19 protein-coding genes are annotated in these 22,922 nt (G+C 54.4%); 1 reads left to right on the top strand and 18 read right to left on the bottom strand.

Going from position 1 to position 22,922, the window contains the following annotated elements; translation table 11 throughout:
- Positions 1 to 6: 6 nt before the first annotated feature.
- The 17 genes from wzxC to ACLJRH_RS00585 all read right to left on the bottom strand — a co-directional run bounded on the left by wzxC (position 7) and on the right by ACLJRH_RS00585 (position 18,696).
- The gene (wzxC, locus tag ACLJRH_RS00665; protein ID WP_000058682.1) at positions 7 to 1,485 is read right to left on the bottom strand and encodes a colanic acid undecaprenyl disphosphate flippase WzxC; all 1,479 of its coding nucleotides are present in this window, start codon (positions 1,483 to 1,485) and stop codon (positions 7 to 9) included.
- Between the two features lie 131 nt (positions 1,486 to 1,616).
- Positions 1,617 to 3,011 (bottom strand): undecaprenyl-phosphate glucose phosphotransferase, encoded by a 1,395-nt coding sequence (wcaJ, locus tag ACLJRH_RS00660; protein ID WP_000183163.1) that lies wholly within the window; start codon positions 3,009 to 3,011, stop codon positions 1,617 to 1,619.
- 53 nt (positions 3,012 to 3,064) lie between these two features.
- Positions 3,065 to 4,435: a colanic acid biosynthesis phosphomannomutase CpsG gene (cpsG, locus tag ACLJRH_RS00655; protein ID WP_000164185.1), complete on the bottom strand. Its 1,371-nt coding sequence runs from the start codon at positions 4,433 to 4,435 to the stop codon at positions 3,065 to 3,067.
- A 110-nt stretch (positions 4,436 to 4,545) separates the two neighbouring features.
- Positions 4,546 to 5,988 (bottom strand): mannose-1-phosphate guanyltransferase, encoded by a 1,443-nt coding sequence (gene cpsB / locus ACLJRH_RS00650; RefSeq protein WP_023892226.1) that lies wholly within the window; start codon positions 5,986 to 5,988, stop codon positions 4,546 to 4,548.
- Positions 5,985 to 7,208 (bottom strand): colanic acid biosynthesis fucosyltransferase WcaI, encoded by a 1,224-nt coding sequence (gene wcaI, locus ACLJRH_RS00645; RefSeq protein ID WP_000699648.1) that lies wholly within the window; start codon positions 7,206 to 7,208, stop codon positions 5,985 to 5,987. Before wcaI ends, cpsB begins: the two co-directional genes overlap by 4 nt.
- On the bottom strand, positions 7,205 to 7,678 hold the full coding sequence (locus ACLJRH_RS00640; protein WP_001645098.1) for a GDP-mannose mannosyl hydrolase: 474 nt from the start codon (positions 7,676 to 7,678) through the stop codon (positions 7,205 to 7,207). The genes wcaI and ACLJRH_RS00640 overlap by 4 nt, the downstream gene beginning before the upstream one ends.
- A 2-nt stretch (positions 7,679 to 7,680) precedes the next feature.
- Positions 7,681 to 8,646, bottom strand: coding sequence for a GDP-L-fucose synthase family protein (locus ACLJRH_RS00635; protein ID WP_001041701.1), 966 nt, complete (start codon positions 8,644 to 8,646; stop codon positions 7,681 to 7,683).
- Positions 8,647 to 8,648: 2 nt separating this feature from the next.
- Positions 8,649 to 9,770 carry a GDP-mannose 4,6-dehydratase gene (gene gmd, locus ACLJRH_RS00630; protein WP_000048160.1) on the bottom strand — a complete coding sequence of 374 codons (1,122 nt, stop codon included), beginning with the start codon at positions 9,768 to 9,770 and terminating at the stop codon, positions 8,649 to 8,651.
- 23 nt (positions 9,771 to 9,793) lie between these two features.
- Positions 9,794 to 10,348 (bottom strand): colanic acid biosynthesis acetyltransferase WcaF, encoded by a 555-nt coding sequence (gene wcaF, locus ACLJRH_RS00625; RefSeq protein ID WP_001153603.1) that lies wholly within the window; start codon positions 10,346 to 10,348, stop codon positions 9,794 to 9,796.
- 15 nt (positions 10,349 to 10,363) lie between these two features.
- Complete coding sequence (wcaE, locus tag ACLJRH_RS00620; RefSeq protein ID WP_023136765.1) at positions 10,364 to 11,110, bottom strand: colanic acid biosynthesis glycosyltransferase WcaE; 747 nt, start codon at positions 11,108 to 11,110, stop codon at positions 10,364 to 10,366.
- Between the two features lie 12 nt (positions 11,111 to 11,122).
- Positions 11,123 to 12,337 carry a colanic acid polymerase WcaD gene (wcaD, locus tag ACLJRH_RS00615; RefSeq protein WP_000091402.1) on the bottom strand — a complete coding sequence of 405 codons (1,215 nt, stop codon included), beginning with the start codon at positions 12,335 to 12,337 and terminating at the stop codon, positions 11,123 to 11,125.
- On the bottom strand, positions 12,312 to 13,529 hold the full coding sequence (wcaC, locus tag ACLJRH_RS00610; protein WP_001023832.1) for a colanic acid biosynthesis glycosyltransferase WcaC: 1,218 nt from the start codon (positions 13,527 to 13,529) through the stop codon (positions 12,312 to 12,314). The genes wcaD and wcaC overlap by 26 nt, the downstream gene beginning before the upstream one ends.
- Positions 13,526 to 14,014 carry a colanic acid biosynthesis acetyltransferase WcaB gene (gene wcaB / locus ACLJRH_RS00605; protein ID WP_000888725.1) on the bottom strand — a complete coding sequence of 163 codons (489 nt, stop codon included), beginning with the start codon at positions 14,012 to 14,014 and terminating at the stop codon, positions 13,526 to 13,528. The genes wcaC and wcaB overlap by 4 nt, the downstream gene beginning before the upstream one ends.
- A gap of 2 nt (positions 14,015 to 14,016) precedes the next feature.
- Entirely contained in the window at positions 14,017 to 14,859 is an 843-nt protein-coding gene (wcaA, locus tag ACLJRH_RS00600) for a colanic acid biosynthesis glycosyltransferase WcaA (RefSeq protein WP_000205692.1), read from the bottom strand.
- An 86-nt stretch (positions 14,860 to 14,945) separates the two neighbouring features.
- On the bottom strand, positions 14,946 to 17,105 hold the full coding sequence (gene wzc, locus ACLJRH_RS00595) for a tyrosine-protein kinase Wzc (protein WP_000137227.1): 2,160 nt from the start codon (positions 17,103 to 17,105) through the stop codon (positions 14,946 to 14,948).
- Positions 17,102 to 17,551, bottom strand: a complete 450-nt coding sequence (wzb, locus tag ACLJRH_RS00590) for a low molecular weight protein-tyrosine-phosphatase Wzb (protein ID WP_000482224.1) — start codon at positions 17,549 to 17,551, stop codon at positions 17,102 to 17,104. Before wzb ends, wzc begins: the two co-directional genes overlap by 4 nt.
- 5 nt (positions 17,552 to 17,556) lie before the next feature.
- A complete protein-coding gene (locus ACLJRH_RS00585; RefSeq protein ID WP_000978077.1) occupies positions 17,557 to 18,696 on the bottom strand; it encodes a polysaccharide export protein in 1,140 nt (379 codons plus the stop codon).
- A 674-nt stretch (positions 18,697 to 19,370) separates the two neighbouring features.
- Here ACLJRH_RS00585 and ACLJRH_RS00580 point away from each other — a divergent pair.
- Entirely contained in the window at positions 19,371 to 20,951 is a 1,581-nt protein-coding gene (locus tag ACLJRH_RS00580; RefSeq protein ID WP_410957992.1) for a TerC family protein, read from the top strand.
- A gap of 85 nt (positions 20,952 to 21,036) precedes the next feature.
- Here the strand turns inward: ACLJRH_RS00580 and asmA are convergent, their stop codons facing one another.
- Complete coding sequence (asmA, locus tag ACLJRH_RS00575) at positions 21,037 to 22,893, bottom strand: outer membrane assembly protein AsmA (protein ID WP_001252264.1); 1,857 nt, start codon at positions 22,891 to 22,893, stop codon at positions 21,037 to 21,039.
- Positions 22,894 to 22,922: the final 29 nt, after the last annotated feature.

Here is a 22,922-nt window from a genome sequence, read left to right as displayed (position 1 = left end):
TCCCCGTCATCCGACACGTAATAACTTTTTCATTTTTGCACTACCAACAAGCTGATTTTTAATTTCCATCACCAGCGCATTGCGTGAAAAAATAATCATCAAAATAAAACTCAAAATACCGACCATAACCTGTAGCGCGAATACCCCTGACAACGGTAAATAGCCGTCGACCAGCTTTCCTGCGCCGTAGCTGGTAATAAATGTTGGCAATGAGAGATAAAACGGTAGCCACAGGCTGAGAATATACTGACGATAGCTGGAGCCGAGTACCGGCTTAATCATCACGAAATAGCTCAGAATGGTGTTGATGATTTGCACCACCAGGAACCCCAGCGTCACGCCAATCGCCCCCGCCAGATGGCCGCCAATGAGAATTGCCGGGATAAACAGAAACGTTTTAAAGACGTTGAATTTAAAGCTGATATCCACGCGCGCTTTCGCCATCAGCAGCGAACCAATCGGGTTGCCTACCGAGCGCAGCAGCCCCACCACGCACAGCAATTGCAGGATCGGGATAATGCTGTTCCACTTCTCACCAAACACTAACGGCACAAAATTGTTCGCCACTACCATCAGGCCCAGCAGCGCGGGAAAATTGATAATTCCCACCACGGAAAGCAACTTATAGAAGTTGACGCGCAGCTTCTCGGTATCGTCCTGAATTTTGGCGAATGCCGGAAATAGCACGCGAGTAATGATGGGGTTAAGCTTCGCCGGCGGCACAACCGCCACGTTGTACGCGAGGTTATATCCCCCGGCGACGCTTGCGCCGAGAATTCTCGCCAGTACCAGCGTCGATAAATTCGTGTTGATGTAATTGACGATACTGTCCGCCGTCAGCCACGCGCCAAAACGCAGGTTCGTGGACACCGATGCCAGCGAAAAATGCAGCCCCGGGCGGTAAATCTTGCGGCCAAAGTAACCAAACAGCAGCGTTCGCACCGCGCTGTTCACCAGATAGCCGAGAATCGCGGTTAACGCCAGCGGCCAGTAATGGGCGCTAATCACCGTAAAGGTGAACCCCGCCAGCACGGAGGTCGTTTCGATCATGCCGATCTTATTGAACTCCAGCTCTTTTTGCATCAGCGCACGGAACTGCTGCCCGTGAGGGATCACAATAAACGCCAGCGACAACGTTTTGATTAACGGCGCGAGATCCGGGTTATGCAAAACATGGGCAATCGCATCGCTCAGCCAAAAGACCACCGCAAATACCACAATCCCAAGCCCAACGTTTAGCCAGTAGAGCGTGGTCAGCTCCAGATGCCCAATCGTTTTACGTTGGATAATCGAGTTCGCGATGCCAAAGTCCGAGATCGTGTCGGCCAGCGCGATAATCACCAGCGAGACAGTCAACAGGCCAAACTGGTGGTTGTCGATGATCCGCGCCAGCACCGTCATCTGAATTAACCCCAGACCGATAATCACTATCGTGGCGATAGCCGACCATTTAGCGCCGCTGATCGTTTTTTGTCGTAAACTCATTCTTTTCTCCAGAACCTGTTCACAAGGCGTCATTGGCGCAGCCAGATTGAACGCGGACAGCGCGGAAAAACCGGAGCGTACACGCTGCCCTGGTTCGATATGGCAAGTAAATAGCCTTGTGGATCAGGTTCTTAATACGCCGCTTTATTAACAAACCCTTTAAAAATCGTCAGAAAAACGATTTTGATATCGAACCAAATACTCCATTCGCGGATGTATTCCAGGTCGAACTCCACGCGTTTTTCCATTTTCTCCAGCGTATCGGTTTCACCGCGCCAGCCATTAATTTGCGCCCAGCCGGTGATGCCCGGCTTCATCTTGTGGCGTAGCATGTAACCTTCAATCAACTGACGATACTGTTCGTTATGCGCCACCGCGTGCGGGCGAGGACCGACGATGGACATCCCGCCGGTTAACACGTTGATAAACTGCGGTAATTCATCCAGCGAGGTACGACGCAAAAAGTTACCTACCCGGGTGACGCGCGGATCGTTTTGTGTCGCCTGGGTAACGACCTTATCGTTCTCCATTACCTTCATTGAGCGGAACTTCCAGACCTTGATCGGCTTGCCGTCCATCCCGTAGCGCGTCTGACGGAAAATCACCGGCCCGGGCGAGCTCAATTTGACCGCCAGCGCAATGCAGCACAGTACCGGTGAGATGAGCAGCAGAATCAGCGACGCCAGCACGATATCCTCTGCCCGTTTAAGCAGACGGTTAATCCCTGACAGCGGCGTGTCATACAGCGGAACGACCGGAACGCCGCTCATCTCCTCCACGCGCGAGTGGAGAATATTAAAGGTGAACACATCGGGAATAAGGATCACCGAGCAGGTGGTGTCGGCCAGCTCGCGCACAAGTTTTTTCACCATGGCGCCGTCGCTCATTGACATAGCGATATAAACATTGTGAATTCGCGAGGCTTTCGCATCGTCAATTAACTGCTCGAAGTTCCCGGCCCAGTCAGCAGAGACGCCGCCCGGTTTGGGATCGTGATAGACGCCCACCACCTCAAAACCCAGCCACGGCTCATTACGGAAGCTATCCAGCAACGCCTGGCCCGCAGGCAAATCTCCGGCGACGGCGACCCGGCGAGTGTTATAACCACGATTGCGTAGCCAGCCCGCGCCGAAACGAATAAATGAACGGCATAACACTAAGCCCAGGCTGGACAGCGCATACCAGGCCAGCCAGGTGGCAAGGCGGTTGTCAAAGTCATCATTAAACGCCACCAGACCGGCGCTGAAGATCAGGCTCAGCGTCCAGTTTTGCAGTAACAGCGTTAACTCTGTCGACATTTTGACGCCGCGCCAGGAGCGATAAAAATCGGTCATCCCGCCCAGCATTTGAAAAACAACCAGCGTAATCAGCGCCACCAACAGGTGCATGTACAGGAATGGCAGTCCACTGACTTCACAGATGAACCACAGCCCGCCAAACATGATGGTGATATCTGAAAAGCGTTGCACCATAGAGATTAACGATGCATTGGTTTTGGCTCGTTCGCGCTTTTTTAGATTTGTCATCGTTGTTCCTGTGATTGGCCCCTTACCCGCAGGCGGTAAGGGGAGATCTGACGTTACTGATTCAGCAGCGCCAGCAGAGTGCGTGTTCGCGCTTCCATCAGCGGAATATCGCCGCGTGACTCCACATTCAGGCGCACCACCGGTTCGGTGTTCGACGAGCGCAGGTTGAAACGCCAGTCGGCGAACGACATGCTGAGACCGTCCGTGCGGTCCACTGCCTGCGCCTCTTCCGCAAAGTGCGCTTCTACCCGCGCGATGGCCGCCGCTGGCTCCGCCAGCCTGCTGTTGATTTCCCCGCTCGCCGGGAACGCCGCCATCCGGTCGCGGACCAGTTCACCCAGCGACTGTCCCTTCAGGCACACCAGCTCCGCCACCAGCAGCCACGGGATCATCCCGCTGTCGCAGTAGGCAAAATCACGAAAATAGTGATGCGCGCTCATTTCTCCGCCATAAATGGCATCCTCCGTACGCATCCGCTCCTTGATAAAGGCATGTCCGGTTTTTGACATCACCGGCGTCCCGCCCGCCGCCGTCACCACTGCCTCCGTGTTCCAGGTCAGGCGCGGGTCGTGGATAATCTTCGCCCCCGGGTGTTTTTCCAGAAACGCTTCCGCCAGCAGCCCGACGATGTAGTACCCCTCGATAAACTGCCCTTTCTCATCGAACAGGAAGCAGCGGTCGAAGTCGCCGTCAAAGGCGATGCCCATGTCCGCCCCGTGTTCAATAACGGCCTTGCGGGTGTCGTCGCGACACTCCGGCAGCAACGGGTTGGGAATGCCGTTCGGGAAGGTGCCGTCCGGGGTGTTGTGGATTTTGATGAACTCCACCGGCGCGCCCAGCGCCTTCAGACGCGCTTCGATGGCGTCAATGACCGGCCCCGCCGCCCCGTTGCCGGAATTCACCACCAGCTTCAGCGGGGTGAGATTGTTAACACTGATGTAGGCGAGCAGGTGGTCGATGTAGGCGTCGCGCAGGCTGATTTGTCTGTAGCTGCCGCGCGCGGCGTCGTTCACCGGCGGGAAATCGCCCGCTTCCGCCAGACGCTGAACGTCGCGCAGACCGGTGTCGCCGCTTATCGGGCGGGCGCCCTCGCGCACCAGCTTCATACCGTTGTAGTCCATCGGGTTATGGCTGGCGGTCACCTCAATACCGCCGTCCACGCCGAGGTGGAAGGTGGCGAAGTAAATCTCTTCGGTGCCGGACATACCGATATCCAGCACGTCGACGCCCGCGTCCTGTAACCCTTTCGCCAGCGCCAGCTTCAGCGCCTCGCTGGTCAGGCGCACGTCGCCGCCCAGCACGATGGTTTTCGGTTTTAAATATTCGCCGTAGGCGCGGCCAATCCGCCACGCGATATCTTCATTGAGCTCTTCGCCCAGCCTGCCGCGAATGTCGTAGGCCTTGAAACAGGTTAATTTTGTCATGTTCTTACCCTTCTTCAGGCAACAGTTAGCCCTGACCGTAAATGGCCAACATCGTTATTGTTGTTCATTGCCGGATGGCGCGTTGCGCTTACCGGGCACCATTGCAGGCGTCAGACCCGCCCGTAACGGTCCTCGAACCGCACCACGTCGTCCTCTTCGAGATACGAGCCGGAACGCACTTCAATTAAATCGAGCGGTATTTTTCCCGGATTTTCCAGGCAGTGAGTCGCCCCCAGCGGAATATAGATGGACTCGTTTTCACCGAGCAGCTTAACCTCGCCGTTGATGGTGACTCTGGCGGTCCCCGCCACCACCACCCAGTGCTCGGCGCGGTGATGGTGCATCTGCACCGACAGTCCTTCCCCCGGCTTGACGGTAATGCGCTTCACCTGATAGCGCTCGCCCGCGTCGATGGAGTCGTATTTGCCCCACGGGCGGTAAACCTCGCGGTGCATGTGGTGCTCATGGCGTCCGTCGGCCTTGATCTTCTCCACCACCTTTTTCACGTCCTGCACCGCGTGGCGATCGGCAATCAGCACGGCGTCTTTGGTCTGCACCACCACCAGATCCTTCACGCCGACGGTGGTCACCAGGCCGGATTCGGCGTAAACGTAGCTGTTTTCCGTTTTATGGCTGATGACGTCGCCGTGGTGGACGTTTCCCTCCGGGGTGTGGGCGCTGATTTCCCACAGCGAGGACCACGAGCCGACATCGCTCCAGCCCGCGTCCATTGGCATCACCACCGCGTCCGCCGTCCGCTCCATCACCGCGTAGTCAATGGACTCTTCCGGACAGGCGAGGAAGGCCTCTTCATCCACACGAATGAAGTCAAGATCCGGATCGACGCCGCGCATCGCCTGTTCACAGGCGGCCAGAATATCGGGGCGGAACTTTTTCAGCTCTTCCAGATAGCGTCCGGCGCGGAACAGAAACATGCCGCTGTTCCAGTAGTAATCGCCGCTGGCGACGTAGGCCTGAGCGGTTTCCAGCCCCGGCTTCTCAACGAACTGCGCCACCTCAAAAGCCACCGCATCCGTCGCGCCCGGCACGACATCACCGCGCCGGATATAGCCATAGCCGGTTTCCGGCAGATCCGGCACGATACCGAAGGTCACCAGTTTGCCCGCGTCGGCATAGGGCATGGCGTCGCGCACCGCGTCGCGGAAGGCCTCTTCATTGGCGATCGCATGATCCGCCGCCAGTACCAGCATCAGCGGATCGCAGTCCGTATGCTGGCGCGTCGCTGCCAGCGCCGCCAACGCAATCGCCGGCGCGGTATTGCGCCCGGCGGGCTCAAGAATAATGTTCTCCGTCAGCTTATTGAGCTGGCGGAGCTGTTCGGCAACGATAAAACGGTGCTGTTCGTTGCAGATAACCACCGGGCTTTCGCACTCCACGCTGTTCAGACGGCAAATGGTGGTTTGCAGCATGGTGAGATCGCCTTTCAGGCACAGAAACTGTTTTGGATAAAGCACGCGAGAAAGCGGCCACAATCGGCTACCGGAGCCACCGGCCATCACAACCGGGTAAAGTTTTGTCTGACGCATTATCATCCCCGAATATCTGCAATAAATTGGCGTAGCACGTTCTCTTTATTGAGCGTGCGTTCGGCGTATTCACGTGCCGTCGTGTTGTTTTTCGGCATGGCGAGCGCCTGGCTAATCCCGTCGACCAGCGCGTCGGTCGACTCCGGCTCCACGCAAACGGCGATGCCCGGATAGCGCGCGCAAAGTTGTCCTAATTCGGTGTGCGGCTCAGCGGTAATCACCGCATTACCGCCGACCGCCAGAATGTTAGTCAGCTTGGAGGGCAGTACCGCATCCGCTGCGCCGCGCTTTTGCACCACCAGATGGCAGTCGCCCATTTTCAGCAGCGCGGGTAAGGCGTCGTAAGGCTGCAGCGGGAGGAATTTAATATTTGCCAGGCCGCGTTCGCGGGCCATGTTCTCCAGCCGCGCCTTGCCGCCCCCCTGGCCGACAATCGCAAAAATCAACGGTCGATCGCGTAATCGTTCCGCGGCGTCAATTACCTTTTCCAGCCCTTGCTTTTCGCCGATATTGCCGGAATAGAGCACAATTTTTTTGCCCTCTGGCAAGCCAAGCTGCTGACGCAAAGCCGTCACGTCAGCGTCATTAACGTCCTGAAAGCGCGCCACTTCCGACCAGTTCGGAAAAAAGAGGATTTTTTCCGCCGCGACGCCTTTTTCCCGCGCTTTATTCATCATGGAGCGTGAAATGGTCGAAACATTATCAACGTTACGCAGCGCGCTGCGTTCAAAGGCCGTCGCTAACCGCGCTACGCTGCCGCGCTTGCCTTTTCCCGCCATTCCTAAGCCGAGCATGGCATCCACTTCGTAATCCTGAATATGCAGTACGGTACGCGCGCCGGAGAGTGTCGCCAGCAGACGCATTCCCGGCGTACAAAAGAGCGTCGGTACAACGCCGATAATCCGATCCGGCTTCCAGCGACGCTGCGCCATCAGTGGGAAAAAACTGCTCAATGCAAAGCTCCCCAGATGAAGCAACCGTTTTAAGGTGGAGGGCTGTTTCGGCACATACAGCGGGCAGCGCCAGACGGTAGCCTCGCCCTCTTCCCGGCGATAGCGCCAGGCGGAATAGCGCTCGCCGACCTTCCACTGCGGGTAGTACGGCGGCGCAGTAATGACCCGCACCTCATGGCCTTCCCGCGCCATCCACGCCACCATTTCGCCGGTATATTTGCCGATACCGGTCAGTTCCGGCGAATAGTTAATGCCATAGACCAGGATCTTCATAGGCCCACCGCCGGCGCGTCAGGAAGGAAGTAGGCCCGACTGTTCTCATGAACATTATCGCTTGCCAGAAGCTGTTCCGGCGTCAGCCAGCGGTAACTGCCATGCTGGGTCTCAGGCAGGCGTAAATCGCTCTCCGCCACGCGCAGACGAAAGCCGAGCACGATGTAGTGAGTTGAAAAATCCTCACCGGAAAAGTTGTCGTCATAGAAGTGCTGCCAGACGCCATAAAACGTCCCTGCCGCCAGCGGCAGACGCACGCCCAGTTCCGCCTGCGTCAGGCGTGCAAAGGCGGCCTCCAGCGTTTCGTCTTTGCACACCCGCCCCCCCGGCACAAACCAGTAGCCCTGCGCCGGACGGTTGAGACGCTGGCCCAGTAAAATTTCCCCCTGGCCGTTTTCCACAATGAAATCGAGGGAGATGAGGGGCGTGGTCCGCACCACGGCGGCGAAATCTTCCTGACGTAAAAACATTGTCACCCCCGGAACCGTTGCTGATTCTCAAGGAACCACTGGTAAGTACCGGCAAGCCCTGCCTCCAGTGAAATTTCGTGATACCAGCCAAGCTGATGCAGGCGCGTGACGTCGAGCAATTTACGCGGCGTGCCGTCCGGCTTCGCGGCGTCGAACACCACCCGGCCCTGGTAACCCACCACCTTTGCGATGGTCTGCGCCAGCTCGCGGATGGTGCAGTCCACGCCAGTGCCGACGTTAATGTGCGACAGCATCGGGGCAGTGTTCTCCTGCCACACTTCACGCGCCAGCTCCATCACGTGAATACTGGCCGCCGCCATATCGTCAACGTGCAGAAATTCACGCATCGGCGTGCCGCTGCCCCACACCACCACCTCCGGCGCGTGGCTCTGCGCAGCCTCATGAAAGCGACGCAGCAGCGCCGGGATCACATGTGAATTGTCCGGGTGGAAATTATCATGCGGGCCGTACAGGTTGGTTGGCATCACCGAACGGTAGTCGCGACCGTACTGCCGGTTGTAGGACTCGCACAGTTTAATCCCGGCGATCTTGGCGATGGCGTACGGCTCGTTGGTCGGCTCCAGCGTCCCCTGCAGCAGCTCGCTTTCCGCCATCGGCTGCCTTGCCAGTTTCGGATAGATACAGGACGAACCGAGAAACAGCAGTTTGTTCACGTTGTGCAGGTGCGCGGCGTGAATAATGTTGCTCTCTATCATCATGTTTTCATAAATAAAATCCGCCGGATACGTGTTGTTGGCGACAATGCCGCCCACTTTCGCCGCCGCCAGATAAACCTGGTCGATACCCGCCCCGGCAAAGAACGCCTGTACCGCACGCCCGTCGAGCAGATCCAGCTCATCGCGGGTGCGCAGTACCAGTTCCACGTCGCCGCGCTGCGCAAGCTGCCGTACAATGGCGGATCCCACCATCCCACGATGGCCCGCCACAAAAATTCGTTGCTTATTCATTCTCAGGACTCCAGCGCGATGGCCACCTCGTAACCGTGAGATTTCAGCAGTGAGTGTTTTTTCGCGGCCTCCAGATCGTTCGCCACCATCTCGGAGACCATCTCCGACAGGGTGATTTCCGGTTTCCAGCCCAGTTTCTCATGCGCTTTGGACGGGTCGCCCAGCAGGGTTTCCACTTCCGCCGGACGGAAATAACGCGGATCAACGGCCACAATCACATCGCCCGGTTTCACGCCCGGCGCATCGTGTCCGGTAACGGATACCACGATCCCTTTTTCATTAATGCCTTCGCCTTCAAAGCGCAGTTTTATCCCCAGTTGCGCCGCCGCCAGCTCCACAAACTGGCGTACGGAATACTGCACGCCGGTGGCAATCACGAAATCTTCCGGCTGCTCCTGCTGTAACATCATCCACTGCATCCGCACGTAATCTTTCGCATGACCCCAGTCGCGCAGCGAGTCCATGTTGCCGAGATACAGGCAGGACTCCAGTCCCTGGGCGATATTGGCGATGGCGCGGGTGATCTTACGGGTGACGAAGGTTTCGCCGCGACGCGGGGACTCGTGGTTAAACAGAATGCCGTTACAGGCGTAAATACCGTAGGATTCACGGTAGTTGACGGTGATCCAGTAGGCGTACAGTTTCGCTACCGCATAGGGGGAACGCGGGTAGAACGGCGTGGTCTCTTTCTGCGGAATTTCCTGCACCAGACCGTACAGTTCAGAGGTGGAGGCCTGGTAGAACCGCGTTTTCTTTTCAAGACCGAGGAAGCGGATCGCCTCCAGCAGGCGCAGCGTGCCCATCGCATCCACATCGGCGGTATATTCCGGCGACTCAAACGACACCGCCACGTGGCTCATCGCGCCCAGGTTGTAGACCTCGTCCGGCTGCACTTCCTGTAAAATGCGGGTCAGGTTGGAGGCGTCGGTCAGGTCGCCATAATGCAGATGAAATTTCGGGTTGCAGCTGTGCGGGTCCTGATAAATATGGTCCACGCGCTCGGTATTAAACGATGACGCGCGGCGCTTGATACCATGCACCTCATACCCTTTTTCCAGCAGAAATTCTGCCAGGTAAGACCCATCCTGTCCGGTTACGCCAGTAATGAGAGCGACTTTTGACATTTTCATTTCCTCAAATAGTCCCGTTAGGGAGTAACTTTCTGAACGCGCTGGCGCGTTACCACTGCGGGATTGCCCCGACAAATCGCATTTGCCGGTAATGATTTAAATACGCTGCTGCGCGCGCCGACGACGGTGCCATGACCTATCGTCACGCCGGGCGCGACAAAAACATCGGTTGCCAGCCAACATTTTTCGCCAATAACAATCGGCGCGGCGTTAATATCGAAATGGGCGCTGGTATAATCATGGCTACCGGTACACAAATACCCTTTTTGTGAAATGACCGCATGTGCGCCAATATTAATTTCACCCAACGTATATAACACAGCGTCGTCGCCTACCCAGGCATAATCGCCGACGGTTAATTTCCACGGATAGGTAATTTTTACTGACGGTCGGATAACCACATTCTTTCCAATTTTGGCGCCAAACAGACGCAGCAAAAAGGCTCGCCAGCGATACAATATTTGCGGCGACCCAGCGAATAATGTCGCCTGTACCGCCCACCATAATTGTACTTTTAGCGCATTAGCGCCGCGGAACCCCTTCGGCACCGTAAAGCCGCTAAGATCCTGCATAATAACTCCCGGTGATTAGACTTTGTTATACCGCGCTTTTGTTTTACCCGTCGTTTTCAGACGTAATAAATAGGATAATTGCGCCCAAAACCCTGGCACACGTAATATTTTTCGCTGTACGTTTTTTGCATCCTGACATAATTCCAGATTATTCGAGGTTGACACGCCGCCCATCGAAAATTCAGATACCAGTCCGTTAATTCGCCGAAAAGGATAGCCTGCTTTATAGAGACGGGCCGCCAGCGCATAATCTGAAGAGACATGATATTGCAGATCATAAGGATACTTTTTTAACGCTGCCGTCGGGAAAAATATCGCCTGATGGCTGGCTGGCAAACTATGGTAGATATAATACCCGGGTTTAGCCTTCCGGCGTATTTTATGCCCGCCGCCGAAATCCAGCAGCGCGTCGCCAATATACATCGCCTCGCCCTTTTGTCGCGCCAGTTGCCGGACAAACAGCGCGGCATCATCATGGAACGCATCACCGGAATTAAGAAACAGGGTATAGCGCCCCTGCGCCAGCGCAATGCCTTTGTTCATGGCATCATAAATACCGAGATCCTTTTCACTGATAAAACGCAGGTTAAACTCACCGTGACGTTTTTGCAGAAATTCGCGCGTGCCGTCCTCCGAACCGCCATCCACTACGATCCATTCAAATGACAGGCCCGGATCGCGCGCCAGATTGCGCAGCGAGCGCCAGGTTTTTACCACCCCTTCGTAATTGCGAAAGGCGACGGTAACGACGCTTAAAAACATGCCACCACCCCGTTATGAAATTTTTAACGCCTTGCGCAAAATGAACGGACAGACGATTAAAAAAGCATATTCCGGGCTAAATATTGAACCGGTAAAAAACAGCGACACCGGCGTAAAAAGATAGAGCTGCACCCGAAAATTGCGATTATCGCCAAACGCATTTAGCGCCATTTTTAAAACTTTCCCCATATACCACAGCGTCATTAGCACTGCGAACCAGGAAAAATAAATAATCAGTAGATACAATCCATTGTCTATGGTTTTCCCGACATCCGCACCGTTAAAGATTCCGAATGATGCGACATATTCATAAAGTGAGCCAAATCTGACTACACCATCAATATGGGTCAAGGAATATCCGACCATGACTAAGGGGCCCACAATACGATAATAAGAAGATGAGCCTTCCGTCCCTAAATCGCCAAGTCGTGTCGCGATATAAGGAAATGCAATAATTACCCCAACCAAAAACAGGGTTAATGAGACCAGCGCCAGTGGAAGTTTTTTCTTTATCGCATCCTTATTCAAATATTGGAACGCCCACTCCAGAAGATAAAACAGGATAAAGGTCATTACCCCTGAAAATGATCCTGATAATATTATCCCTGCCAGAATCATAGCATCGCTTTTCGGTGTTTTGATACCAAACTGTTTGATGCTCAGCCAAATTGAGATTAGTGCCAAAGCGAAAAATGCCGGTTCAAAATAAAGCGCAGTGGTACGCTTACCGCCAAATTTTATGAAGTTCAGTACGTAGCTATTACTGTAAATGAGATATTTCGAAATTCCTTCCATAATACTGCTGCCGCCGGTAAGGATAATTTGCGCCATCTCAACCGCGGCGAGCGCGACCACTATACCCACCACCAGATAAAAAAAACGCAAAATCTTTCGGTGGTTATGCACGGAAATGGTTTTGAATCGGATACTCCAGACCATCCCGATAATGACCACAATATAGACAAACAGCATCGTGGACGTGACATATTTACCAGCATTCAGCGACTGGCCGAACAGGAAGTTAAATGCCGTAAGCCCCGCGCCGATGCCTAAGGCGATCATCAATTTTTTTACGCTAATGCGTTCCACAAATAACAGCAGCAACAGCGGTAAAAAAGTGACGATGGTAATGGGAAAGCTTTCCCCCAGTTGGGCAATCTTGACATTGACCAGTAGGTAGATCAGCGGCAGCAGCAGATAGCTACAGATTCTGATAGAACGAGACATACTCCTCCAGCATCTGTTGACCGCTGTACGCGACGCGGCTACGCATACGAAAGGCGTCCAGCGTTGCGCCGAATACCGCCTGAGCAATCTCTGGCTTACGCCGCTGCGCCAGGCGCAGTACATCTGTAGCGGCAAAGGTCTGGCCGCCGGATTTCGCCAGCACCTCCTGCGCCGCCTCGCTGTGGGTAGCGAGCACCGGTACGCCGATCGAGAGCGCTTCACACAAGATCAGCGGATAGTTATCGACCCGCGAGCTAAAGACCAGCGCGTCCATCTCATTGAGCGCGCTCATTAATTTGCGCTTATCGGTTTCAAAACCGTGATTAACGACGTTTTGGCCGGTAAAAGGCGAAAATTTACCAAAGGTATGCAGTTCAATTTTTTCGCCCAGCGCCATCATGTCGTGTACCAGACGCTGGTCAGTTTTGCCGTCGTAACGCAAGTCATGCGCCACAATGGCAATTCGCGGTTTTCCCGGATTCAGCGGCACAGGTGATAGCTGCGCGAGAATCGCCTCAGTCGCCAGATCGATACCGTTGTTAATAATCTGGCAGCGCCCCGCGCCATAAACGCTGTTAAAGGCCTCGGCCACGTGCTGGCTCGGCGAAATAAACTGGCAGCCCAGCCGCAGCATGTCACGAAAGCGCTGACGTTTGCCGTCAATAAGCTGGTGCGCCCGATCCACCCTGACCGGCGGATAATTGCTTAGGGTCGGACATTTTTGGCAGCCGCTTTTCCAGCCCTCACAACCGTCGGTGAAGGCGCAACGCCCGGTGACGCTCCAGTGATCGTGCAGCGTCCAGACCAGCGTGACGTCCGCTTTTTGCGCTTTGACTTTTTCGCAAAACGTCACGATGTCCGCCAGGTTTAGCCAGTAACTGTGGAGAACATGAAAATGCAGCACCAGCGGGCCGGATGTCTGGATAACCGTGCGGTAAAGATTGTCGAGATTGCCAAACAGATCGCGATTCAGGAAACGAAATAGCGCGATATTGGCGATTGCCGTGCCGCGCGGCGTCTGTTTTATCACCTGCGGATAGCGGTGGTGACTGACGCTTTTTTTTCCGCCTTTGCCATAACCATAGATAAAACGCGACGTCAGCCCTTTTTGCAATGCCCGCAGATGGAGATCCAACGCCACTCCCGCCGCGCCGCCTTCCGCCAGCCGTACATTAAATTGCAGAATATTCATGTGCTGACCTTCACCCGTGCTTTTTCTCCCACCACCAGCGCATGGTCCGGAATACTGTCAAGCACCACGCTACCCGCGCCAATCGTGACGTGATTACCGATAGTAATATCGCCAAGCAGGATGACATTCGCCCCCAGCTCAACGCCGTTACCGATCACCGGACAAGCCAGGCTGTCCGCGCCGCGATTGCCAATGGTGACGCCGTGGCGAATGGTAAAATCGTCGCCGGCGACGACATGTTTGTTGATCACTACCGCGTAACCATGATGGATAGTGAACCGCCGACCAATGGTCGCGGCGGCCTGGATTTCATACCCGAACAGGCATTCCGTGATCACGCGATACAGCACCAGCACCGGCGCGGCCCACAGATTATTCAGCACATTCTTTTTGCGCCAGACGGAACAAAAATGAGCGATACGGTAGGCCAGCACCATGCAACAGGGGCGTAAGCTCCAGCTATTCGCGCGTAAGTCTTCCAGCATCGTTATCGCCCCCGCAGCCCGGCCGCCAGGCGTTTGCTATTACGCACGGAGAGCAACGTCAGCAACGTGCGCCAGGTCATTCGCTTATTGCGAATTTGGTACAGCGTAAAAAGCTGGTATTTTTTGCTGGCGCGATCGAATTTATCTTTGTGCTTACGATAAAAATGGAAATAGCCGGAGAACTTTTTCGGCGAAGAGGTAATCTGCATCTCGCCGTGGTTGATATGTAAAATTTGCGTCGCCTCTTCGACTTTCCACGGTTCGCCATATTCCACCACCATACGCAGAAAAATGTCGTAATCCTGCGCCGCCTTGAGTTCGGTATCGAACAAACACGCTTTAAAACGCCAGGCCCAGGTAAAAACCTGATTGCCAATAATATTGCGCTTGTAGAACAAGCGGCGCGAATAAGGGGATTTCGGATACAGCGGCAGGCTGGCAGGCTGAGAGTAGACCTCGCCCTCACACACATAGTCGTTGGCATACAAAAAGGCGTGCGTAGTCAACTGGTGTTTATGGGCCAGAAACACGCTCAGACGGTTTGGCGTCCATTCATCGTCATCATCAATACCGGTAATGTAGTGCCCTTGCGCCTGCATAATGGCCTGATTGCGTACCGCGCAGGCGCCGGTATTCATGGCATTATGAGTATAACGGACGCGCGGGTCGTTCAGCTCCTCAACAAATTGTTGTAGCTGCTGATAAGACGAGGAGCAATCATCCACGATGATCATCTCCCAGTGACGGTAGTCCTGACGTAGTACTGATTTAATCGCCCGGATAGCCAACTGCTGCCTGTTCCAGGTTGGCATATAAATTGAGATCAGCGGATTGTCTGTTGTCATGCTTATTCCCCAGATAGTTTTGCCGCATGGCGCTACGCTTGTCCGGCCTACAGTCACAGGCCGCGCCATCCGGCACGCCTTATTTTTTATTTGGAATCTGACTGGTATTCATACTCGTAATAGCCATAATCCTGGTAGCCCGTCGCCCGGCGGAAAATGGAGTTGAGAATGACGCCTTTGACCTGAATGCCATTCTGGTCAAAACGGCTCAGACTGGTTTCCACCTCTTTTAAAGTGTTGACGGCATAACGCGCCACCATCAGCGTCGTCCCGACGTGACGACCCACAATCGCGGCGTCCGTCACGGCCAGAATCGGCGGCGTGTCGATTAATACCAGGTCGTAGCGGCTGCTTGCCCAGGCGATCAGCTCGCCGAAGCGCTCGCTCATCAGCAGTTCCGATGGATTAGGCGGTACCTGACCGCGCGGAATAAGATCAAAATTAGCGATCGCCGTGGGTTTCGCGCAGGAGGCTATCTCGCCTTTGCCCGCCAGAATGTCAGATAAGCCGTCCACGTTATTGGTGCCGAGCAGTTCATGGGTGTAGCCTTTGCGCATATCGCAGTCGATCAGTAATACCCGTTTATGCGTCTGGCTGATGACGGCCGCCAGGTTGGCGCAAACAAAGGTTTTGCCGATAGAGGGGCTGACGCCTGTGAGCATGAGTACATTATTTTGCGCCTGCATCATGGCGAAATGCAGGCTGGTGCGCAGGCTGCGAATCGCCTCAATCGCCAGATCGGTCGGATTGCCCACCGCCAGCAGTTGGCTCTGCTTGTAACGCTTAATCCCTTTAATGGTTTTGACGCTATCGCGCGCTTTTTGCCATTCCGACAGCGGAATACTGGCATAGACGCTGATCCCGTGCTCCTCCAGCGCCTGCGGGCTTTCGATACCGCGATTAAACAGCGAGCGCAGCAGCACGCCGACAATCGATAACATTAATCCCAGAATAATGCTGCCGAGAATAATCAACGCCTTTTTCGGCTTCAGCACGCCCGGCTGGGTAATCGCCGGGTCAACGATGCGCACGTCGCCAACGGTGCTGGCTTCGGTGATTTTCAGCTCCTGCTGTTTATTAAGCAGTTGCATATAGACCTGCTGGCCGGACTCCACATCGCGGGTCAAACGCACAATCTCCTGCTGGGTTTTCGGCATCGCCGTCACCCGCCCGTTCAGTTTGGCTTTTTCATCTTCCAGCGCTTTACGTTTTTCCAGCAGGGTGCGGTAAGCCGGATGCGCTTTGGTAAAGAGCTTGGAAATTTCCGCCTCTTTAAACGTCAACTCATTCAACTGGGCGTCGATATTAACCATCGAATCGAGCACCGCCTTCGCCTCCAGCGGTAAATCCACCGAGTCTTTATCCTGGCGGAAAGCGTTTAGCTTGTTTTCCGCCACATCCAGACGGCTGCGGACTTCCGGCAGTTGTTTTGCCAGAAACGCCAGGCTCTTCCCCGCCTCTTCAGATTTCCGCGCAATATCCTGTTGCAGATAGTTACGGGTAATACTGTTGAGAATTTCGCGGATCTGGTCGCGATCCTCTCCCGTGAACGTCAGGCTCAGAACGCCGGTATCTTTGCCGGTTTCCGTTACGGTGAGGTTATTTTGCAGGTTATTAATCATGCCAAGCGTTGAGAATTTACTCACCGTAAATTCCGTATCAGGACGGGCGTCAATCGCCTCTACCCGCATCGTCACGCCGTCTTTATTGAGTGGCTGGCCCACAACGCCCTGCGCGCTAAATCCGCCGTCGCTAACCAACTGATAACGTTTGTCGCCCAGCACTTTGAGGGTGAAGATCTGTCCACTCATCGTCTCTGGTCGGGTGAATGTCGTGACTTTCACCATTTCATTGTGACGTCCCATCAGCCGCTCCCACCCGGCGCCGAACAGCGGAAAGGTGTTTTTGGTGACGGCAATATCCAGATCCAGATCGTCAACGGTCTTCCCCAGCACCAGGCGCGATCGAATGAGCTGAATTTCCGCATCGGAAGCCGGCGGCTTATTCGCTAATGCGCTGTTGATATCCTGTACCAGCGAATTACCGGCGTTTTGTTCAATCTGTACCAGCGCATCGGCGCTATAGATGGGCGTGGCGAAGAACGTATAAATTACCGCGCACAGCGCAAATATGGCCGTCGTCCCCAACACCCACCAACGCGCTTCAATCACCGTTCCGACCAGACGCCCGATATCGATTTCATCGCTACCCGTAACCGCCGCAGATTGTTTTACTTTTTCTGTCATGGTTTTCCCTGCTCTGCATTCAGTGCCTGCGCCCACTGGCGGGCAGACCTTTCCAGTAATGTGTACACCGCCTCAAACGCATCGCGGCTTTTGCGATACGGGTCCGGTATTTCACGCTCGCTGTCCCAGTGACCAAACAGCATTACCTTGCCGCGCATTTCCGGTGCAATGTCGCACAGGGCGGCGATGTGACGTTTCTCCATCGTCAGAATCAGGTCATATTCCCGGCACAGACGCGCGGAAATTTGCCTTGCGCAGTGATTTTCCAAAGACAGATCGTGGGCGCTCGCCACGCTCGCCGCCGCAGGATCGGCGCCTTTGCCGACCAGCGCGCCTAATCCGGCGGACGCAACCGTCAGCGAGGGATGAAAGCGCTTTAGCAAACGTTCCGCCGTCGGGGAACGGCAAACATTCCCCACACAGACCACTAAGATTTTGTTAAACATAACGATTACCAGGAATGAATGTCGCTGGCCGTATCCGTCATATAACGGACACCGCTAATGGTCGGCAGCAACTGATTGATCAGACGGTTCCAGCGAGCAACCGGCGCGGTCGTGACGTACACCACATCGTAAGGCTGAAGTCGGAATTCCGTCGCCATCACCAATGACGTGGCGTCAGACATATCAAGCTGGTAGATATTGGCGATCTTGCCGCCGCGTCCCCCCTCGCCTTTCAATGGACGAATCACAAAAATGCCGCTGGCGTTGGAGGTGGTCAGATCGATGCCTTCCGCATTGCCTAATGCTTCGGTGAGCGTCATGCCGCTGAAATCCATTTTGAGGGTGCTCTGTTTTTTCACTTCGCCCATGACAAAGACTTTCAGATCGTCATTGCGCGGCACATACAGAATGTCGCCAGGGTAGAGCAAGCGGTTCTGGCTAAGATCGCCATTTTGCATCAGCGCCTGTAGCGAAATGCGCTGTTCTTTGCCGTTGTGCGTCAACACGACGTTGCGCCAGTCCGCCATATCGGTCAGGCCGCCCGCAGCGTTAATCGCATCCAGGACGGTTAGCGGTACGTTAGTAATGGCCTGCTGACCGGATTTATTCACCTGGCCGGAGATGTACGCTTTTTGCGAGCGGAAAGCGGCGATATTGACATCCACCTGCGGGTCCGCGATGTACTTCGCTAAACGCCCGGTAATATCGCTGCGAATCTCTGACAAAGTTTTACCGACGACGCTAACCTTTCCAATGTAGGGATAAAACATGGTGCCGTCCGGCTGTACCCAGTTGCCGGTATCGCTTGAGCTACGGTACTGGCCTGCTGGCGTGGTCAATTCCGGGTGATCCCAGACGGTGACATTCAGCACATCGCCAGGCCCGACGCGATACTGATAGCTGGCGATCTCCTGGTCCAGCGACATATTCGGTTGCGCGACATTGGGCCGCGGGCGTAATTGCTCAACCAACCGTGGCGTCAGCGGATACACATTGACCATCCGGTCGAGATCAAAGTCAGCGTCTTGCTGTTTGATCACATCTTTCCCCATCGTAGACATATTGCTGCCCGGAAGTACTGTGCAACCACTTATCAAGCTGAGCGACGCCAATAATGGCATCAATTTCATTTTGGATTTCATCATTGATTATTTATCACTTTGGCAGAGTCATTATCCTGTGCAATTTAAATAGCGGCTTCGTCCGTGCACATTTACCTTGCAGTTAATGGCAGAGAAAATTAACTGGCATCATTCTGAAAAAAAATCAATTCATCCGCAGGCTATTGACAGAATAATAAAGGCTTATATTCAGGCTTTCAGGCACGCTACCGCCCCTGGCTTCTTAGCTACCAATACACTGATTATTCTAAATTTTCGCATTCCCCTCCGATTTCATCCTCGTTCAGATAAAAATCTTCAGCGAAATAAAGGTTACGTATTAATAGTTTTCTCGATGTCGTGACAGGATATTTAAGCGCGCTATCTTAATCCTGCAAGAATTGTTGCAGCTAACCTAATGACAGGCAAGGTAACAAACCCGCCATTCTATATTTTTAAGATTAATATTAAATGAATTAACAGATGATTTTAGGATTTTATTGATGTTGACAATATTTATTTACTCCACTCCACCTGCGATATTTCCTAAATATATTCTTGACATTATTTAGTTTCCGACAGAAACATTACGGCTATTTTAAAGTTATTTTATAGCCGCGTAACAAAGATAAATTGCTCTGCGGCATTGCATTTTTCCGCCGTATTATCCATGATCGAATTGTGACAATTGTCATATTACAGAAGGTATTGCTCTTACTATGGAATGGATTGCCGATCCGTCAATCTGGGCCGGACTGGTAACGTTAATCGTTATCGAACTTGTTCTCGGCATTGATAACCTGGTCTTTATTGCCATCCTCGCTGAAAAACTACCGCCGGGGCAGCGCGACCGCGCGCGCATTACCGGCCTGATACTGGCGATGATCATGCGCCTGCTGCTGCTGGCGTCAATCTCGTGGCTGGTCACCTTGACTAAGCCGCTCTTTAGCGTACAGACGTTAAGCTTCAGCGCCCGCGATCTGATTATGCTGTTCGGCGGCTTCTTCCTGCTCTTTAAAGCCACCATGGAGCTTAACGAACGGCTGGAAGGGAAAGATAGCGCCAACCCTACCCAGCGTAAGGGGGCGAAATCCTGGGCGGTGGTCGCGCAAATCGTGGTGCTGGACGCTATCTTTTCTCTCGACTCCGTGATTACCGCCGTGGGGATGGTCGATCACCTGGCGGTCATGATGGCGGCAGTGATAATCGCCATTAGCCTGATGCTGCTCGCCAGCAAGTCACTGACCCGATTTGTGAACAACCACCCCACCATTGTCATTTTGTGTCTTAGCTTCCTGCTAATGATCGGCTTTAGCCTGGTGGCGGAAGGGTTTGGTTTCCACATTCCGAAAGGGTATCTGTACGCGGCTATCGGCTTCTCGGTGATGATCGAGGCGCTCAACCAACTGGCTATTTTTAACCGCCGCCGTTTTCTTTCCGCTAACCATACGCTGCGCCAGCGCACAACGGAGGCCGTGATGCGGCTGATTAGCGGTAAAAAAGAGGATGCCGAACTGGATGCGGAAACCGCTGCGATGCTGGCAGACCATGACGACAGCCAGATTTTTAATCCGCAGGAGCGCAGGATGATTGAGCGGGTGCTGAATCTCAACCAGCGCACCGTAAGTAGCATCATGACGTCGCGTCACGATATCGAGCATATCGATCTCAACGCGCCGGAAGCGGAAATCCGCGCTCTGCTGGAAAAGAACCAGCATACGCGTCTGGTCGTGACGGGTGAAAATGAACAGGAAGATTTACTCGGCGTCGTCCACGTCATCGATCTGTTGCAACAATCGCTGCGCGGCGAACCGCTCAACCTGCGCGCGCTGATTCGCCAACCGCTGGTTTTCCCGGAAACATTGCCGCTGCTGCCTGCGCTGGAGCAGTTCCGTAACGCCAGAACCCATTTTGCCTTTGTCGTAGATGAGTTTGGCTCGGTTGAAGGCATTGTGACATTAAGCGATGTCATGGAGACTATCGCCGGTAATCTGCCGAATGAAGTCGAGGAAATTGACGCCCGCCACGATATTCAGAAGAACCCGGACGGTTCCTGGACAGCAAACGGCCATATGCCGCTGGAGGATTTGGTGCAGTACGTGCCGCTGCCGCTGGATGAAAAACGGGAATACCATACGATTGCCGGATTATTGATGGAATATTTGCAGCGCATACCGCAAACCGGTGAAGAGGTTCAGGTGGGTGATTATTTGCTGAAAACATTGCAGGTAGAAAGCCATCGAGTGCAGAAAGTGCAGTTAATTCCGCTCCATAACGGCGAGCCAGACCCGGAGATGTAACGTCTGTTCGCCTGCCCCGGCCTGCTTACCAGGCAGGCCGGAGGCGCGTTAGCCTCGCCATCCGGCACTCCTCTTTGGCCAAAAACTACAGCTTATCCAGCAGTTTCTTCACATCTTTACCGTTACGGGTATCTTTATTGCGATCCGCCCAGTCGTTGAGCCGACGCTTCGCCTCATCCTGTAAATGCTTGCGCAATAACTGATCCACTTGCAGGGTATAGTTCAGCTCCTGCCACTTGCCATAGACGCGCAGCGGCACCGGCGTCTCTTTCAGGAAGGTGATCAGGTTGCTATTGCCGTTCCATCCGCCCAGCACACGCAGATTAAATTGCGTATCACAGCTCTGCTTAACCAGATCCAGCGTTCCGCTGCCGGTTAACGCCAGCATAGAAGATTGCCCGACCATGTCGTCGAGCGTCAGCGTGCCCTTATTTAGCGTCAGATCGGTCGTGAAGCGATCCAGTCGGGTCGCGTTGTCCATATTTTCCTGCGACTGCTGCGCGTCGCCGCCGCTTCGCTCTACGGCCTGCTGCACCAGTTGTTGGAAATTCATTCCTTCGAGGCGCGTATTGCTCATGTCAACATGCGCTTTTCCTTTCCAGCTATGGCGAAACGCCTCCGCGTCAATATCCGCCCCGGAGAAATCGCCAACCAGCGACATCTTACCGGTCAGGCTAATCGGATAATTGAAGGCTTTCAGGATAGTCCCAATCTCAACATGGTTGAGGCGAGGGTGGAATTCGATGCGCGGACTGGCGGTGCGGGCGTCAAGCGTGCCGGGCAGCGACATCTCTCCGTCGGCCAGTTTCCCCTGCAACTCGGTGATATCCAGCAATCCGGCCTGATTAGACATCTTCGTCGAAACCTGGGTAAAGTCCATTCCCCGCCAGCGAACTGAATCCGCCTGTAAAGCAATCTCCGCCGTAAAGCTTTGCAGCCCCTGATAAGGCGGCGCACCAACACGCGACGCGATAACTGGCCTGGTCAGGGGGAGCGTATTTTGCCCCTGCGACACCGCGCCGCCCGTCTGTGCCACGGTGCTATGATGCGGCAACAGGTTGTCCAGATTAAGCTTGCTGGACTGGAGGTCAATTTGCCATTCCGGCTGCTCCGCCAGCGTTACCTGAACATGCCCGGTCAGAGAACTGTCATTCGCCGTTAAATTTAAGTGGTTAAATGAAAGACGTTTTTGCGCCTCCTGCCACTGCGCCTGCAATTGTCCCTGCCCCTCAATCCCCTGCGCCGGTAGATCCGCGCCCTGCAATTGCCAGCGCAGTTGCTCAATACCCGCGGTTAAATTATGCGGATAATCGGAAGCATCCACCGTTCCGCTGAACGATAAAGCAAGATCCCGCTGATCGCGGTTCACGCGTCCCGAAAAATCAAACGTGCCGCGATGCTCGGCATCTTGTTCCATATTCAGACGAATATCGCGCACCGTGACCTGATCATCATTTTCATGCTGGAAAACCAGCACGCTGTCGGCAACGCGCAGGCTACGAATATCAAACGACCAGCCGCGATCTTCCGCTACGTCCGGCAAGGTATTATCTTTCGGCGCGACCGGCGCATCATCGCTGCGTACCGCTTCCGTTTGCGGCGTCAGTTGAATCACCCCGCCCTTCAGCATCACCTGCTTAACATGAAGCTGATGACTCAACAGCGGCCATAAAGCGACATCCAGGCGCATATTGTCAGCCCGCACCAGCGGTTCGCTGGCGCCTCGCGCCGTTAGCGTCATTCGCCCGGAAAGGATGCTGAGTTGCGGCCATACGTGCCAGCGCAGCGGCCCGTCCAGTTGCAACTGATATTCACTACGCGCGGCAACCTGCTGCACCATATAGGCGCGGAAATCATTCGGATTGACCAACAATACCAACGCAGAGAATCCGGCCACCAGCACGACCAGGAGAATCATCAGCGTCGTCAGAAATCGTCTCATGCTACCCTCAATGGACCGGCAGTATTGCG

This window comes from Salmonella sp. SAL04162 (genome assembly GCF_046551535.1).
Classification (GTDB): Bacteria; Pseudomonadota; Gammaproteobacteria; order Enterobacterales; family Enterobacteriaceae; genus Salmonella; species Salmonella enterica.
Note: the sequence above shows the minus strand (reverse complement) of the source record. Positions and strands in the feature narration are given on the sequence as shown.